Below are 14574 nucleotides of genomic sequence, written 5' to 3'. Positions count from 1 at the left end.
GCTTCATTTGCCGTGATCAGCTTATGGCGGGACTTGCACCCGCAGGAGTGCGCCCATGCTGGGCGCACATGAAAAAGCCCCGGCCGAAGCCGGGGCTCGATCGAATCCGACCGGCCCGACCGGCGCTTGCGCCGGCCGGGCCTTTTTTTCGTCTGTCCGGCGCACGGGCTTTCATGCGTGCGCTTCGCAGTCGCGGCAGAAGATCAGTGCGCGCGAACGCGACACGGCAGCCTGCGCGCCGCGCGCGGCGACAATCAGGCCGACCTGGCCGAGATTGAAGTCGCGCTCGACCATCAGCTGCGTCAGCGCGGCAAGCGGCAACACGACGGACGGGTGGTACAGGCTCGATTCGATCAAGGCTCTCATCTTCGGCTCCATCAGACAATGCGTATTCGATGGAATGGATTCTAGGGACCGGACGCATCCGGATAAACGGCACGAATGCGAAGTCACTTGTCAGAGGCCGAGAACAATCGGCCGGCCCTTTGCCGGACGGGGCCGAGCGGGTGCAGAGGGGCGACGGGGGCCGCAAAACGGACGGACGCGCCGTGGTTTCGCACACGCTGCGCCGAACGGCCGGCGAGAAAACGGGCGGCCTGGCAGTCAAGGACGCCCGGTGAATCCGTGCCGGATGCAGGCCCAAGTCCCGACGAGCCCACCCGCACGCCGGTCCCGCCCCGCCCTGTCGATCCCGCGCCGCCGCGGGCGACGCCGGCTTCAGTCGAGCGGCGTCTCGACAAACGCCGGCAGCACTTCCGCGCGCGCCGAATGCGCGGCGAGCGCCGGATAACGGGCCGGATCGATCCGCGCGAGCGCCGGGTAGTCGGCGGTCATGAACTGCGTGAAACGCCACGCGACGGCGACGGTCACGTCGGACTGCAGCAGGCGCGCCCCGCCGAGCCAGCCGTTCGCCGCCGCGACGAGCGGCTCGAGTTCGCCATACGCGGCCTCGAGCTGGCTCAGCACGCGCTCGAGCCACGGTGCGTGCTGCTTGTCGGCCGGCCGCAGCGCCTGCTCGTACACAACCTGCACCGTCTTCTCGGCCGCCGCCAGCGCGAAACCGACCGGCACGAGCACGTGCAGCCGCGCGTCGGCGGCGTCGGGCAGCAGGCGCCGCTCCGGTGCGACCCGATGGTCGAGGTAGTCGACGATCAGCGACGAATCGATCAGCGTCGTGCCGTCGTCGGTTACGAGCGTCGGCGCCTTCACGACCGGGCTGAACGTCCGGAACCGGTCGAAGTGGCGGAACACCGAAACCGACTCGTGTTCGAACGGCAGGTCGAGCAGCTTCGCCGATATGGCGACACGGCGCACGAACGGGGAATCCAGCATGCCGATCAGCTTCATCGCAAACGCTCCGCTTGAAGGGGGAATGGGAGCGACGACTGTAGCAGCGCCGTGCGTCGCTGCCTAGCGCGACGCGTGCCCGATGCATGCTTGATCCACGTCAGCCGGTGACGATTTTTTCGACACCCGCTGTGCGGGCGGAGTGACCATAATTCAGATTCACGCCCCTTCCGCGCCAAGGTTTGCCATGTGGTACGCCGTCGTCGAGCAGCAGCGGGAATGGATGCGCGCGTGGCGCGAAGCGACGCGTCACGCGTTCGACGTGTGGCCCGCCGCGACGCTGCCGCACGCCGCGTCGTCGTGCTACGACGACCTGTTCGAGCCGCTGCTCGGGCCGGCCGTCGGGCCGCCGCGCTTCGAGATCCGGCGGCCGGCCGTCGACGAGCGGATCGTCGCGCACACGCCGTTCTGCCAGCTGCGGCGCTTCGCGCGCGACGACGCACGGCGCACGATGCTGCTGTGCGCGCCGCTCGCCGGTCACGCGGCCGTGGTGATGCGCGAGACCGTCGAGGCGCTGCTCGCGGACGGCGACGTGTGCGTGACCGACTGGGTCAACGCGCGCGACGTGCCGCTCGCGGCGGGCCGCTTCGGGCTCGACGAGTACGTGGCGACGCTCGACGGCTTCGTCGACGCGCTCGTACGCGACGCTCGGCCCCTACATGTCGTCGCCGTGTGCCAGGCCACCGTTCCCGCACTCGGCGCGCTCGCGCTGCGCGCCGCGCGCGGCCTCGCACCGCCCGCGAGCGTCACGCTGATAGGCGGCCCGCTCGACGCGCGCATCAACCCGACCTCGCTCGGCACGACCGCCGCGTCGCGCTCGCTCACGTGGTGCCGCCGCCACCTGATCGACATCGTGCCGCCCTGCTTCCCCGGCCGCGGCCGGCATGTGTTCCCGACCTATCTTCAGCAAGGCGAAATCGCGCTGGTGTATCCGCAGCGCTTCCTGACGCTGATCGAGGACTACGCGCGCGCCGCGTCGCGCTTCGACCTGACGGCGCTGACGGACGCGCGGCGCGCACTGCGCGAATACACGGCGCTGCTCGACATGCCGGCCGAATACTTCCTCGATACCGTCGATGTCGTGTTCCAGCGAATGTGCCTCGCGAACGGCACGTGGGACGTCGGCGGCCGGCGCGTCGAGCCGGCCGCGCTGCGCGGCGTTTTGCTGGCGACGGTGGAAGGCAGTTGCGACGCCGTCACCGGCGCCGGCCAGACGCATGCGGCACTCGACATGTGCGGCGGCCTCGCGGCCGACGAGCGCCATCGTGTCGACATCGACGATTGCGATCACTACGGGCTGTTCACGGGCGATCGCTGGCGCGGCGACGTCCATCCGGCGCTGCAGCGGGTGTTCGCGCAGGCCGAAGCCGCTCGCCCCGCGTCGCGCCGGCGCCGGGTCAGGCGGGCGTGATGTCGTCGTCCTGCGCGCGGGACGCATCGAGCAGCGCACGCACCTCGTCGTCCCCGGTCTGGTCGAAACGCGCGTAGAACTGGCTTATTCCGAAGAATAGGTGCGGCTGCGACACCGTCACGAACGCGTCGGCCAGACCGTCGAACACGTGCCGCGCGCCGGCCGGCGCGACCGGTGCGGCGGCCACGATGCGCGCGGGATGGCGCTCGCGCAGCGCCTGCAGCGCGACGCGCATCGATGCGCCGGTCGCGACGCCGTCGTCGACGACGATCGCGATGCGGCCGTCGACCGGCAGCGGCGCCCGGGCGCCGCGATACAGCGCGTCGCGGCGCTCCAGTTCGACGGTTTCGCGCGCGATCACGTCAGCCAGCTGGTCATCGGTCACGCCCATCGCGCGAATCGCCGCGTGTTGCAGGTGGATCGCCCCGCCGGTCGCAATCGCGCCGATCGCGAATTCGGGATCGGACGGCATGCCGAGCTTGCGCACGACCAGCACGTCGAGCGGCGCGTGCAGCGCCAGCGCGACCTGGAATGCCACCGGCACGCCGCCGCGCGGCAGCGCGAGCACGACGACGTCGCGGCGCCCCGCATAGTCGTGCAGCGCGTGCGCAAGCCGGCGACCCGCGTCGGCGCGATCGGCAAAACACTCGGTCACGATCGGCTCCCTGCGTTGCGCCGCATGCGCGACACCCGCGCCGGCGCCTGTCCAACGAGCATGGTTCATCGGCCGCGCCGATGCAAGCAGGGTCACACCGGTGTGGAAGGCATGCGGATTGCGGCGGGGGCTTGCCGCGTGGAAAGGGACGGTGGAATTCGCCGAGGGACCTCGCCGGTCAGAGGCCGCCCGCCTGCCGGTACAGCCGCCAGAACGACTGCGCGTACGACTGCGCAAGCTCCGGCGCGCGCTGGAACACGTTCACCGTTTCCGCGCGCGCGGCGGCGTCGTCGGACAGGGTCGTCAGCGCGACGCTGTCGTCGACGATCACGAAGCGCGGCGCGGGATCATCGTGTCGCGAGTCGATCGCGACATCGATGCCGGCCGATTTCAGATAACCTGCGCCGCTGTACTTGCCGGCACGCGACGAACGCACCAGCACGACCCGCACTTCGATCCCGCGCGAGCGCGCCGTACGCAGCGCGGCCGCGACCGCGGGCGGCACATACGTATAGCCGGCCAGCAGCACACGGCGCTGCGCTTGCCCGATCAGGTCGACGGTCGCGTCGGCCGCCGCATTGTCATACGAAAAATACGTGCCGACCGACGCGGCGTCGGACGGAATCGGGCTGGCGTGGGCGCTCGCCGCGCAGCCGAGCGCGGCGAGGAGGAAGGCGGCTGGTCTCATGGCGGGCGCCATTGTAGCGACGCCAATTCGTGTGGCAAGCACCCGCTGAAACGGTGCTGCGCCGGCGCAACACCCGCCGCGCAATGGTTATCGAACCGAGCGGTTCCCGAGTCGATTTGCCGCGTTGTCGGGGCGCTTGCGGGACGCCCGGCGGGGTTGCCCTGCGTGGTGCCTGCCTGGTGCCTGCGCGGTGCCTGCGCGGTGCCTGCGCGGTGCCTGCGCAGTGGCTGCGCGGTGGCTGCGCGGTGGCTGCGCGGTGGCTGCGGGGCGCTTGCGCGCTGCCGGTCAGCCGGCCGCGACGCGCGCGAGCCAGCTCGCGATACCGTCGACGGAACGGAAATCCGCGACGCTGCGCGCCGGCAGCGCCGGATACGCGCCGCCCGCCATCTCGGCCAGTGCGCGACCGGGCCCGAGTTCGAGAAACGCGGTCGCGCCGGCCTCGACGCACGCGGCCAAGCAGGCCGCCCACTCGACCGGCTCCGCAATCTGCCGCGTGAGCTTGTCGAGCCCCGCGCCGACATCCAGCACCGACGCGCCGTCGATTCCCGAAAACAGTCGCGTCCCGGGCGGCGGCCGGCGCACGTTCACGGCGGTCAGCGACGCGCGAAACACGGGGACCGCCGCCGCGAGCCGTCGCGTATGCGACGCGATCCGCACACACACGGGCGCAACGCGCAGCGCCCCGTCGCGTGCGGCGTCGTCGGCCACCGCGGCGACGTCGGCCTGCCGCCCGGCCACCACGAACGCGTCGCCGGGATTGACGATCGCGATCGCGGCATCGCGTCCGTCGCACAGCTGCGCGAGCTGCGCGCGCGTCAGCCCGCGCACGAACGCCATCCGTTCATCGCCGCCGCTCGCGGCGTCCATTGCGCGCGCCCGTGCATCGGCCAGATCCAGCGCGTCGAGCGGATCGATCATCCCCGCGACGCTCCACGACGCGACTTCGCCGACGCTGTATCCCGCGACGCAGCGACGCCGCGGCCACACCGAATCGAGCAACGCGGCCGCCGCGAGCGCCTGCACCGTGCAGAGGATCTGCGCGGCGCGGTTCTCGTGCAGCGCGTCCGGTTCGGCGTGCCGCACCCAGTTACGCGGATCCTCGCCGAGGAGCCGGCCGGCGTGCGCGAACAGCGCACCGGCCTGTGGCACCGCGCCGGTCAGCTCGAACATGTCCGCGCGCTGCGCGCCTTGCCCCGAACACAGGATCGCCAGCGTCATCGCGCCGCCTCGTCCGCTTCGAGCGCATCGACGAACACGCTCATCGCCAGCAGGTCGGCCGCGCCGCCCGGGCTCAGCCGGCGGGCAACGAACGCGCGGTGTGCGGCCACCGCGCGCAGGCGCCAGTCGCGGGCGCGTATGCCGCCGCGGGCGACGAACGCGCGTGCCGTGGCCCGCGCGAAGTCGAGGCCGGCCTGCCCGCCCCGGTGCAGCAGATTCGTATCGTCGAGCGCGGCGATCAGCGCAAAGCAGGCATCGACACGCGCGGCTTCGGGGTCGCCCGGGACACTGCGCCGCGCGCGGCGCAGGGCCGGCAACCCGATGCCGTACACGGTCGTGAACCCGTCGGCCGCCTCGCGACGCGCGCCGCCGACGCCGTAACGGCGGCTCGCGCGCTCGCCGTGACTGTCGGGCAGCCGCGGGCCGCCGAGGATCTCGGTGCCCCAGCGCCGCGCGACGAACGCGCCGAGCGTCATCGCGCGTGCCGCCGTGCCGGGCACCGTGCGGCGGCCGGCGGCCGCGCACAGCAGCCCGAGCCCGAAGATCGCGCCGCGATGCGTGTTGACGCCGCCGGTCGCGGCGAGCATCGCGTGCTCGGCGCGCAGCCCGATCTTGCGCAGCAGGACCATGTCCGCGTCGCGCGCGCCGGCTTCGGCGAGCTCCGCGAAATATGGCCGCAGCACGGCCGCGCTGCGCGCGAACGTCGCGGCGTCCATGTCCGCATGGCTGCCGGTATCGACGTGACTGACGAGCCCCGGTTTCGGATACGTGTCGATTTCGAGCACGAGGCTGTGCTCGGCAAGTGCGGCGATGCGCTCGGCGTCGGACGGCGCCGTTGCGCGGCGCGCGGCTCCTGCACTCATCGCATGCCTCCCGTGAATGCGTCGGCAGACATCAACTCGACGGCGATCGCAGTCTTGACCGCGACTTCCGGCAGCCGCGCGTGCAGTTCGCGCCAGTTCACGCCGGCGCCGTCGTCGCGCAGCAGTTCGCCGTCGATACGCATCGGTGCGCGCGCGTCGAGCGCCGCGAGGCCGTCGAGCAACGCGGCGAGCGAGGCGGCGGCCGGCAGCGGAAACACGATGTCGAGATCGGAGGACGCACTGAGGTAGCGCTCGCCCGTCAGCGCCTGCCAGGCGAGGCTGCCGAACACGCGGCCCGGCACGCCGCAGCGCGCGCCGAGCGCGTCCAGCTCGCGCAACGTCGCGTGCCATGCGTCGGGCGCGACACCGAGCACGTCGGACAACGCAGGCAGCGGGCCGACCGCCGCCACCGCGTCGGCGGCGACGTTCAGCGCGACGCGCCGCTTGCCCGCGGCAGGCGGCAGCGGCAAGCCGAGCGGAATGCGACCCGCATCGGCCTCGTCGGGCGACGCGCGGCGCACGATCAGCGGCCAGCCGTGCGCGGCCCACGCCTGCACGAGCGGATCGGCCGCCAGCGCAGGATCGCGCGCGCACGCCGCGCGCCACCCGGCCGCCGTCAGCGTGACGAGCGTGTGGCGGCGCAGCGGTGTGTCAGCGTGCGGCACGCGCGAGTGCCTCGACGCGTCGTGCGATGTCGGCCGCGACCGGCCGGCCGCGCGCCGCACGGCCGTCGCCGCGCTCGGCCGGCCTGCCGAGCCATTCGCCGACCTGCGCGTCGAGCGCGCGGGCCGGATCGAGCACGGCGTCGACGGCGCCCATCTTCACGAGATTGTCGAGCCCCGGCGCGAACACCGGCGTCGAGCGCGCCATCTCCTTCAGCACGTCGATGGGCAGCTTCGTCACGCGCGACATCGACGGCAGGTCCATCACCTCCGGCTCGGCGCCCGGCACCGCGAGCAGGGTACGCGTCGCGAGCGCGGTCGCGATGAACGCACCCGCGGCCGTATGGCCGTACAGCGCGCCGATCGTCCGGTGCCCGGCGAGCTCCGCCTGCATCAGGCATTTCGCGAGATGCGACAGCCCTTCGTTCAGGCCGAGCAGTTCGTCGCGCTTGCTCATGCGCTGGCTGTCGCTGTCGACGAGCACGAGAATCGGCGTGTCGCCGCCGCGCTCGATCGTGTCGAGCACGTGCGACGCGAGGGTCAGCGCTTCGTCGATGCCGAACGGCAAGCGCTCGGCCACGCCGATCACGTCGACGCGCGTGCCGGCCAACTGCGCGTGGCCCGTCAGCAGGCCGCCGCTACGCGTAATCGAATGGCCTGTGGGAAACAGCGAGGTCAGGACTTCATCGAGCGTCATGCTGCGGCTCCTGCAGTTGGTCGGCGAGCTTCGCGAATGCGTCGTCGGGCATGCCGGGGATCGCTTCCGGCGTGTCCGCGCCGAGCGCGCGCCACACGTCGAGCGCGTCCTTGCAGCCACCGAACCGTTCGACGCGGGCTTCGAGACGCGTCTGCTCCGCGCGCAGCATCGCCACATCGAATGTCGGGGCACGGTCGAGCAGCTCGAGCGCCGCCGCGCGAAAGGCGTCCGGCGTGTCGGCCACGTAACGATCCGCGCCGCCGATCAGCCGCCGATGCTTGCCGCCCATCGTGCGCCAGATCAGCGCGCGATCCTTCGCATCGAACTCCTCGACACCGCGATTGGTCTCGATCACCTCGGGGCCCGACACGCTGATGCGCCCCTGCTCGGACACCGCGAGCGCCGAGCAGCACGCGGCGAGCAGCCCGCCGCCGCCGTAGCAGCCCGCGCGCCCGCCGATCAGTCCGATCACCGGCACGCCGGCCGCACGCGCGTCGACGAGCGCACGCATGATCTCGGCGATCGCGAGCTCGCCCGCGTTCGCTTCCTGCAATCGCACGCCGCCCGTATCGAACAGGATCAGCACCGGCGTGCCGAGTTCGCGCGCCGCACGCAGCAGCCCGGTGAGCTTCGCGCCGTGCACTTCGCCGAACGCGCCGCCCATGAAGCGGCCTTCCTGCGCGGCGACGAACACCGGCTTGCCGTCGAGCCGGCCGTGGCCGACCACCATCCCGTCGTCGAACTGCTGCGGCAGGTCGAACAGCGGCAGGTGCGGGCTCGTCACGCGTTCGCCCGGCCCGAGAAATTCCGTGAAGCTGCCCGCATCGAGCAGCCCGTCGACGCGCTGGCGCGCCGACGCTTCGTACCAGCTCGCGCCGTTCGCGACGAACGCGGGCGCGTCATGGATCATGTCGGTCGTCATGCGTCCCCCTCGATCGCGCGCACGGCCTGCGCGAGCCGCAGCGACACCATGTCGGGCCGCGCGCCGCCGTCGTTGATCGACAGCTTCAGGCCGCCCGGCGCGCGCCGTTCGACGAAGTCCGACACGACGGCCTGCCACACCGCGCCGAAACCGACCGCCGCGGTGCGGATGTCGATCTCGCATTCATTGCCCGGCAGCACGCGCTCGACGAGCACCTCGAGATTGCCGGACGCGACCACGCCGACGAGCGCCGTGGCCCGTTCGCCCTGTGCGCGCTCGCGCGCGGTGAAGCGGTAGTTCAACTGTTCCATGCCCTCTTCCTCACCAGTTGCGGAACCGGGCCGGCGGCGCATAGAGGCCGCCCGACCAGTGCACGAGATCCTTGATCGAACGCGCGGCGAGCCAGCGGCGGTCGGCGTCGAGCGGATCGATGCCGAGATCCTCCGGGCGCCGGATCACGCCGCGCTCGCGCAGCCGCTCGACCATCCTGCGGTCGCGGCCGCGGCCGACCTCGGTGTACCCGGCCACGCCGCGGATCGCGTGCTCGCGTTCGTCCTTGTCGCGGCACATCAGCAGGTTCGCGATCCCTTCCTCGGTGACGATGTGCGTGACGTCGTCGCCGTAGACCATGATCGGCGCGAGGTCGAGCTGCAGCTTGTCGGCGAGCTTCAGCGCGTCGAGCTTCTCGACGAACATCGGCACGTTCTTGTCGCCGAACGTCTCGCCGATCTGCACGACCAGCTTGCGGCCGCGCCTGAGCGCCGCCGGCGTGTCGGGGTCGGCTTGCGCGCCGGCCTTCAGCCACGGCTCGCTCGGATGACGCCGGCCGCGCGCGTCGCTGCCCATGTTCGGCGCGCCGCCGAAGCCGGCGATCCGCTCGGCCGTGACCGTCGACGAATGGCCCGCCAGGTCGATCTGCAGCGTCGAGCCGATGAACATGTCGCACGCGTAGAGGCCCGCGGTCTGGCAGAACGCGCGGTTCGAGCGCAGCGACCCGTCCGAGCCCGTGAACCACACGTCGGAGCGCGCGCGGATGTAGTCGTCCATCCCCACTTCGGAACCGAAGCAGTGAATCTGCTCGACCCAGCCCGACTCGATCGCGGGAATCAGCGTCGGGTGCGGATTGAGCGCCCAGTGCGTGCACACCTTGCCCTTGAGCCCGAGCTTCGCGCCGTAGGTCGGCAGCAGCAGCTCGATCGCGGCCGTGTTGAAGCCGATCCCGTGGTTCAGGCGCCGGACGCCGTACGGTTCGTAGATGCCCTTGATCGCGAGCATCGCGGTCAGGATCTGCGTCTCGGTGATCGCGGCCGGGTCGCGCGTGAACAGCGGCTCGACGTAGAACGGCCGGCCGGCCTCGACGACGAAATGCACGCGATCGCCGGGAATGTCGACGCGCGGCACCTTGTCGACGATGCGGTCGACCTGCGCGATCACGATGCCGTCCTTGAACGCGGTGGCCTCGACGACGGTCGGCGTGTCTTCCGTGTTCGGTCCGGTGTACAGGTTGCCGTCGGCGTCCGCGCTGACCGCCGCGATCAGCGCGACCTGCGGCGTGAGATCGATGAAGTAGCGTGCGAACAGCTCGAGATACGTGTGCACCGCGCCGAGCGCGATCTTGCCGCCGAACAGCAGCTTCGCGATCCGCTGCGACTGCGGGCCCGAATACGCGAAGTCGAGACGCTTCGCGATCCCGCGCTCGAACACGTCGAGATGCTCGGGCAGCACGACGCCGGACTGCACCATGTGCAGGTCGTGGATCTTCGCGCTGTCGACGTCGGCGAGCGCCGTCGCGAGCAGGTCGGCCTGTTTCTGGTTGTCGCCTTCGAGACAAACGCGATCGCCGGGCCGCAGCACCGCTTCGAGCAACGCGACGGTGTCGCGCGCATCGACCCGCTTGCCCTGCGCGTACGCCGCGCCGGCCGCGAGGCGTGCGTCGCGCGCTTGCCGCGCGTGATTCCATCCCGTCATGAACAGTTCTCCCGCTTCGATGGTCCAGCGGCATTCTAAGCCTGGCGCCGCCGTCGATTGATGATGTTGAAGAATGCGACTCAGAGGGCGCCGCGATGGATTCGGCGCGGCGGAAACCGCGCACGTCGGCCGCACGCGCGGGCCGCCCGAATCGCCCGCGGCGGCTATGCGCCGACCAGCGCGCGCGTCGTGAAGAACAGCAGCGACGGGCCGAGCAGGCAGCCGACGCCTGTATGGAACGTCGCGACCAGCGCACCATACGGCACGAGCCGGCGATCGGTCGCGGCGAGGCCCGCACTCACGCCGCTGACGGTGCCGGCGAGGCCGCCGAAGATCATCGCGGAGCGTGGCGTCTTCAGGCCCATGAAGTTCGCCGCGACCGGCGTACCGACCATCACGATGATCGCCTTGACCAGCCCCGTCGCGATGCTGAGCGCGATCACGTCGGAGCTCGCGCCGATCGCCGCGCCCGTGACGGGCCCGACGATGTAGGTGACGGCGCCCGCGCCGATGGTCGTCATGCTGACCGCATCGGTGTAGCCGAACGCGCGCGCGATGCACGCGCCGACGATGAACGGCAGCACGGTGCCGAGCAGCAGCGACACGACGCCGACGAGGCCGGCCTTGCGCGCCTCGGCCGGCTGCACTTCGAACGCGGTCGCGACGATCGCGAAATCGCGCAGCATCGCGCCGCCCATCAGGCCGACGCCGGCGAACAACGGCACGTCGGCGAGCCCCTTCTCGCCGCCGGTGAATGCGCCGCCGACATAAGCGAGCGCAAGACCGATCACGATCGCGATCGCGGAGCCGTGTACGCGGCCGAACGTGAGCTTGCGCGACGCGATCGACGACAGCCACATGATCAGGCCGACCAGCGCGAACGACGCGACGAGCCCGTTATGGGCGACGGTTTTTTCGAGCATCTGCAGCATGGCGGCCTCCTTCACTGTTCTTCGAATTGCGGCACGCCCGCGAAGGCCGTGTCGTCGCGCCCGGTGCGCACGAGTACCGCGATGCAGCATGCGCAGATCCCGACCGCGCCGACTGCGGCCAGCAGCGCGACCGGCCCGCCCTTCAGCGCGGCGACGACGTTCTGGTTCGCGGCCATCGCGACGACGACCGGGATGTACATCGCTCCCCAGAAACCGACGCCCGCCTCGGTCTCCTTCGGCAGCCAGCCGCGCCGGTGCAGCCACAGGCGCAGGCAGATCAGCAGCAGCATCGCGATACCGACGCCGCCGACGTTGGTCTTCACGCCGATCGCGGTGCCCAGCAGGTCGCCGAGGAACAGCCCGGCCAGATGGCAGAACGCCAGCAGCGCGGTTCCGTAGATGATCATGAGTCGTCTCCAGTCTCTTCGTGACGGGCGCCTGACGCGTGCGGGAGCCAGGCCGCACGCCGGTCCCGGGCGCGGACAGTCTGTCTCCTGCGGCGGGGCGCCGCGACCCGGCGGCTCGTCGTGCGAGCGCATTCTCGGGCGGTCGATGGGATGATGCGGTTTCGGGCCGGACGCCGGATGGCTTAGACTGACCGATGGAACTGGCGGCGCGACACGGGCTACGCGTCCGATGGGCCCCTTGCATGGGCCGCACCGGCGCGTGATCCGATACTAGCGCCGCAAAATCCGGCCATTTATGAAGTTGTCGAAACCGATTCAGTGGATTTAGCAATGCGTCCCTTACCGCCCGAGTTGCTGCGCAGCTTCGTCGCCGTCGCCCAGTCCGGCAGTTTCACCGCCGCGTCCGAGCGCGTGAGCCTGTCCCAGTCGACCGTCAGCCAGCACATCCGCCGCCTCGAGGAGCTGCTCGACCGGCCGCTGTTCGAGCGCGACACGCGCAACGTGCACCTGTCGCAGCACGGCGACGCGCTGTTCCGCTACGCGGTGCGCATTCTCGAATTGATGGACGAGGCCGTCACGTCGGTGTGCGGGCCGCCGCTGTCGGGCAAGGTGCGGCTCGCGATGTCTGAGGATTTCGCGTCCGCGCATCTGACGGCCGCGCTCGCGAGCTTCGTGCAGCGCAATCCGGACGTCGAGCTCGCGATCTCGACGGGGCTGTCGGGCGACCTGTTCGACGCGCTCGACGAAGGGCGCCACGATCTCGTGTTCGCGAAGCGGGTCGCGGGCAGCCGGCGCGGCCGCGTGATCCGCAGCGAGCCGCTGTACTGGTGCACCGGCCCCGATTCGCGGATCACCGGCCACGAGGCCGTGCTGCCGCTCGCGCTGCACCCGCAGCCGAGCGTGTCGCGCCGCCGTGTGCTCGAGTCGCTGGAGGCGGTCGGCCGCCCTTACCGGATCGCCGTGGTGAGCAGCAGCATCGCGGTGCTGCGCGCGGCCGCGAGCGCGGGGCTCGGCGTCAGCGCGTTCGCCGGCTACGTGATTCCGGCCGGGCTCGCCCGGCTCGACGCGGGGCTGCCCGAACTCGGCGAACTCGAATACGTGATCGACCGGCCGGCGGCGGCGTCACGCTCGACGCTCGCGCTCGAGGCGACGCTGATCGCGGCGGCCGCCGAACTGTAGCGAGCGCTCAGGGCAGGAAACTGCGCCGCCGCGCGTCGATCAGCTCGACGAGCAGCCGGTCGCGCTCGGCCGCCAGCTCCTGCATCGAACGCTCGCCCTGGATCGCGCGCAGTTCGTCGTTCAGCTTGCGATCGACGGCCGGATCGAACGACGGCGTGCCGAGGTCGTCCCACCACGTCGTGATCGGCCCCGACAGGTGTTCGAGGAAGTGCGCGATCCCGCCCGCGCCGCCGCCGAGGTGATAGGTCAGGCACTGCCCCATCAGCCCCCAGCGCAGGCCCGGGCCCCACGCGACGGCCTTGTCCGCATCGGCGACGCTCACCACGCCTTCGCCGACCAGGTGATACACCTCGCGAAACAGCGCGGCGGCGAGCCGGTTCGCGACGTGGCCGGTCATTTCCTTGTTGAGCACGATCGTCTGCTTGCCGAGCGCGTCGTAGAACGCCTTCACGCGCGCGATCACGCCCGGGTCGGTCGCGTCGCCGCCGACCAGCTCGACGAGCGGAATCAGGTGCGGCGGGTTGAACGGATGCGCGATCAGGCAGCGTTCCGGATGCTTGTCGCACGCGGTCTGGATCTCCGACATCTTCAGGCCCGACGAACTCGACGCGATCGGCACGCGCGCGGGCAGCACGTCGTCCATCTGCCGGTACAGCGCGCGCTTCAGGTCGAGCCGTTCGGGGCCGTTTTCCTGTACAAAATCGACGCCGTCGAGCGCGTGCACGAGATCCGCGTCGAACGACAGCCGCGCGGAAAGTTCGGCGGCCCGCTCGCCGACGAATGCGGCGAGCGCGTCGCGCAGCCGCGCGTCGGCGTGCGGCGCGGGATCGGTCGCGACGACGTCGAAGCCCTGCGACAGATAGAAAGCCGCCCAGCTCGCGCCGATCACGCCGGCACCCACGATCGCAATGCGTTGAATGTCCATTTCCGTCCCGTCTCCGTGGTCTGTGGATAGCGCGACGATTGTCGCATCGATTGGCCTCGCCACGCGTTGATGCCGGTTGCAATTTCCCTCTTGAAAACCGCCGCGGCGGCCTCTAATTACCCGTTGCCAGGCAGTGCCCGTCACGCGCACTGCCCCCGTTTCGACTCAGCGGAAAACCGCGCATCGCACACGCCGTCGGCGTCGCGTCGTCGCGTCTTTCGCACTTCATGTTCCGGAGGACTTCATGAGCGGCATCCATTACGGCTACGACCTGTTCGACGAATTCGCCCGCGTGCAGCGGCAGGTGGCGAGCCTGTTCGGCGAGCATCCGACCGGCATCCGCGCGGTGCGCCCGAGCGCGTTTCCAGCGCTGAACGTCGGCGCGACCGATGACGCGATCGAGATCGTCGCGTTCGCCCCCGGCATGGCCGCGGCCGACTTCGACGTATCGATCGACAAGGACCTGCTGACGATCAGCGGCGAGCGCAAGCCCGTGCCGCACGACGCCGGCGACGACCTGCGCACCTACGCGCAGGAGCGCTTTCACGGTGCGTTCCGTCGCGTCGTCGAGCTGCCGCAGAACGCCGACGCCGACAACGTCAGCGCCCGATATGAAAACGGCTGCCTGCTGATTCGCGTCGGCCGGCGCGAGGCATCGAAGCCGCGTGCGATCACCGTTCAGTAACCTTCAGGAGAACGA

At 70.9% G+C, this 14574-nt stretch carries 17 protein-coding genes; 3 read left to right on the top strand and 14 right to left on the bottom strand.

Annotation, left to right across the window (positions count from 1 at the left end):
- Window positions 1-171: 171 nt before the first annotated feature.
- On the bottom strand, window positions 172-378 hold the full coding sequence (locus SB786_RS32475; RefSeq protein WP_034177371.1) for a hypothetical protein: 207 nt from the start codon (window positions 376-378) through the stop codon (window positions 172-174).
- Between the two features lie 339 nt (window positions 379-717).
- A complete protein-coding gene (locus tag SB786_RS32470; protein ID WP_410731039.1) occupies window positions 718-1347 on the bottom strand; it encodes a glutathione S-transferase family protein in 630 nt (209 codons plus the stop codon).
- 187 nt (window positions 1348-1534) lie between these two features.
- On the opposite strand from SB786_RS32470, the gene phaZ reads away from it, so the two are divergent.
- Window positions 1535-2758, top strand: a complete 1224-nt coding sequence (gene phaZ / locus SB786_RS32465; protein ID WP_410731038.1) for a polyhydroxyalkanoate depolymerase — start codon at window positions 1535-1537, stop codon at window positions 2756-2758.
- On the opposite strand, the gene SB786_RS32460 is transcribed toward phaZ, so the two are convergent.
- The 11 genes from SB786_RS32460 to madL form a co-directional block, all read right to left on the bottom strand.
- Window positions 2745-3413 (bottom strand): phosphoribosyltransferase, encoded by a 669-nt coding sequence (locus SB786_RS32460; protein ID WP_410731041.1) that lies wholly within the window; start codon window positions 3411-3413, stop codon window positions 2745-2747. The genes phaZ and SB786_RS32460 overlap by 14 nt on opposite strands.
- 178 nt (window positions 3414-3591) lie before the next feature.
- Window positions 3592-4113 carry a phospholipase D-like domain-containing protein gene (locus SB786_RS32455; RefSeq protein ID WP_410731037.1) on the bottom strand — a complete coding sequence of 174 codons (522 nt, stop codon included), beginning with the start codon at window positions 4111-4113 and terminating at the stop codon, window positions 3592-3594.
- Between the two features lie 273 nt (window positions 4114-4386).
- Window positions 4387-5319, bottom strand: a complete 933-nt coding sequence (locus SB786_RS32450; protein WP_410731036.1) for an acyltransferase domain-containing protein — start codon at window positions 5317-5319, stop codon at window positions 4387-4389.
- On the bottom strand, window positions 5316-6182 hold the full coding sequence (gene mdcB, locus SB786_RS32445) for a triphosphoribosyl-dephospho-CoA synthase MdcB (protein WP_410731035.1): 867 nt from the start codon (window positions 6180-6182) through the stop codon (window positions 5316-5318). Before mdcB ends, SB786_RS32450 begins: the two co-directional genes overlap by 4 nt.
- Entirely contained in the window at window positions 6179-6847 is a 669-nt protein-coding gene (mdcG, locus tag SB786_RS32440; RefSeq protein WP_410731034.1) for a malonate decarboxylase holo-[acyl-carrier-protein] synthase, read from the bottom strand. The genes mdcB and mdcG overlap by 4 nt, the downstream gene beginning before the upstream one ends.
- Entirely contained in the window at window positions 6834-7541 is a 708-nt protein-coding gene (gene mdcE, locus SB786_RS32435) for a biotin-independent malonate decarboxylase subunit gamma (protein ID WP_410731033.1), read from the bottom strand. Before mdcE ends, mdcG begins: the two co-directional genes overlap by 14 nt.
- Window positions 7528-8463 (bottom strand): biotin-independent malonate decarboxylase subunit beta, encoded by a 936-nt coding sequence (locus tag SB786_RS32430; RefSeq protein ID WP_410731032.1) that lies wholly within the window; start codon window positions 8461-8463, stop codon window positions 7528-7530. The genes mdcE and SB786_RS32430 overlap by 14 nt, the downstream gene beginning before the upstream one ends.
- Window positions 8460-8774 carry a malonate decarboxylase acyl carrier protein gene (gene mdcC / locus SB786_RS32425; RefSeq protein ID WP_006754569.1) on the bottom strand — a complete coding sequence of 105 codons (315 nt, stop codon included), beginning with the start codon at window positions 8772-8774 and terminating at the stop codon, window positions 8460-8462. The genes SB786_RS32430 and mdcC overlap by 4 nt, the downstream gene beginning before the upstream one ends.
- A gap of 10 nt (window positions 8775-8784) precedes the next feature.
- On the bottom strand, window positions 8785-10431 hold the full coding sequence (mdcA, locus tag SB786_RS32420) for a malonate decarboxylase subunit alpha (RefSeq protein WP_410731031.1): 1647 nt from the start codon (window positions 10429-10431) through the stop codon (window positions 8785-8787).
- A gap of 164 nt (window positions 10432-10595) precedes the next feature.
- Window positions 10596-11363 carry a malonate transporter subunit MadM gene (gene madM, locus SB786_RS32415; protein ID WP_410731030.1) on the bottom strand — a complete coding sequence of 256 codons (768 nt, stop codon included), beginning with the start codon at window positions 11361-11363 and terminating at the stop codon, window positions 10596-10598.
- Between the two features lie 11 nt (window positions 11364-11374).
- A complete protein-coding gene (madL, locus tag SB786_RS32410; protein WP_006761083.1) occupies window positions 11375-11770 on the bottom strand; it encodes a malonate transporter subunit MadL in 396 nt (131 codons plus the stop codon).
- Between the two features lie 330 nt (window positions 11771-12100).
- Between madL and SB786_RS32405 the strand changes: the two genes are divergently transcribed.
- Window positions 12101-12949: a LysR substrate-binding domain-containing protein gene (locus tag SB786_RS32405; protein ID WP_410731029.1), complete on the top strand. Its 849-nt coding sequence runs from the start codon at window positions 12101-12103 to the stop codon at window positions 12947-12949.
- Window positions 12950-12956: 7 nt separating this feature from the next.
- Here SB786_RS32405 and SB786_RS32400 read toward each other — a convergent pair whose 3' ends face one another.
- Entirely contained in the window at window positions 12957-13874 is a 918-nt protein-coding gene (locus SB786_RS32400; protein ID WP_410731028.1) for a 3-hydroxyacyl-CoA dehydrogenase NAD-binding domain-containing protein, read from the bottom strand.
- 244 nt (window positions 13875-14118) lie between these two features.
- Here SB786_RS32400 and SB786_RS32395 point away from each other — a divergent pair, with 244 nt between their 5' ends.
- Window positions 14119-14559: an Hsp20/alpha crystallin family protein gene (locus SB786_RS32395; RefSeq protein WP_410731027.1), complete on the top strand. Its 441-nt coding sequence runs from the start codon at window positions 14119-14121 to the stop codon at window positions 14557-14559.
- Window positions 14560-14574 lie beyond the last annotated feature (15 nt).

Source organism: Burkholderia sp. SIMBA_062, from assembly GCF_046534765.1.
In the GTDB taxonomy this organism is placed as follows: domain Bacteria; phylum Pseudomonadota; class Gammaproteobacteria; order Burkholderiales; family Burkholderiaceae; genus Burkholderia; species Burkholderia ambifaria.
The sequence above is the reverse complement of the archived record's forward strand: the minus strand, read 5'-3'. Positions and strand labels throughout refer to the sequence as shown.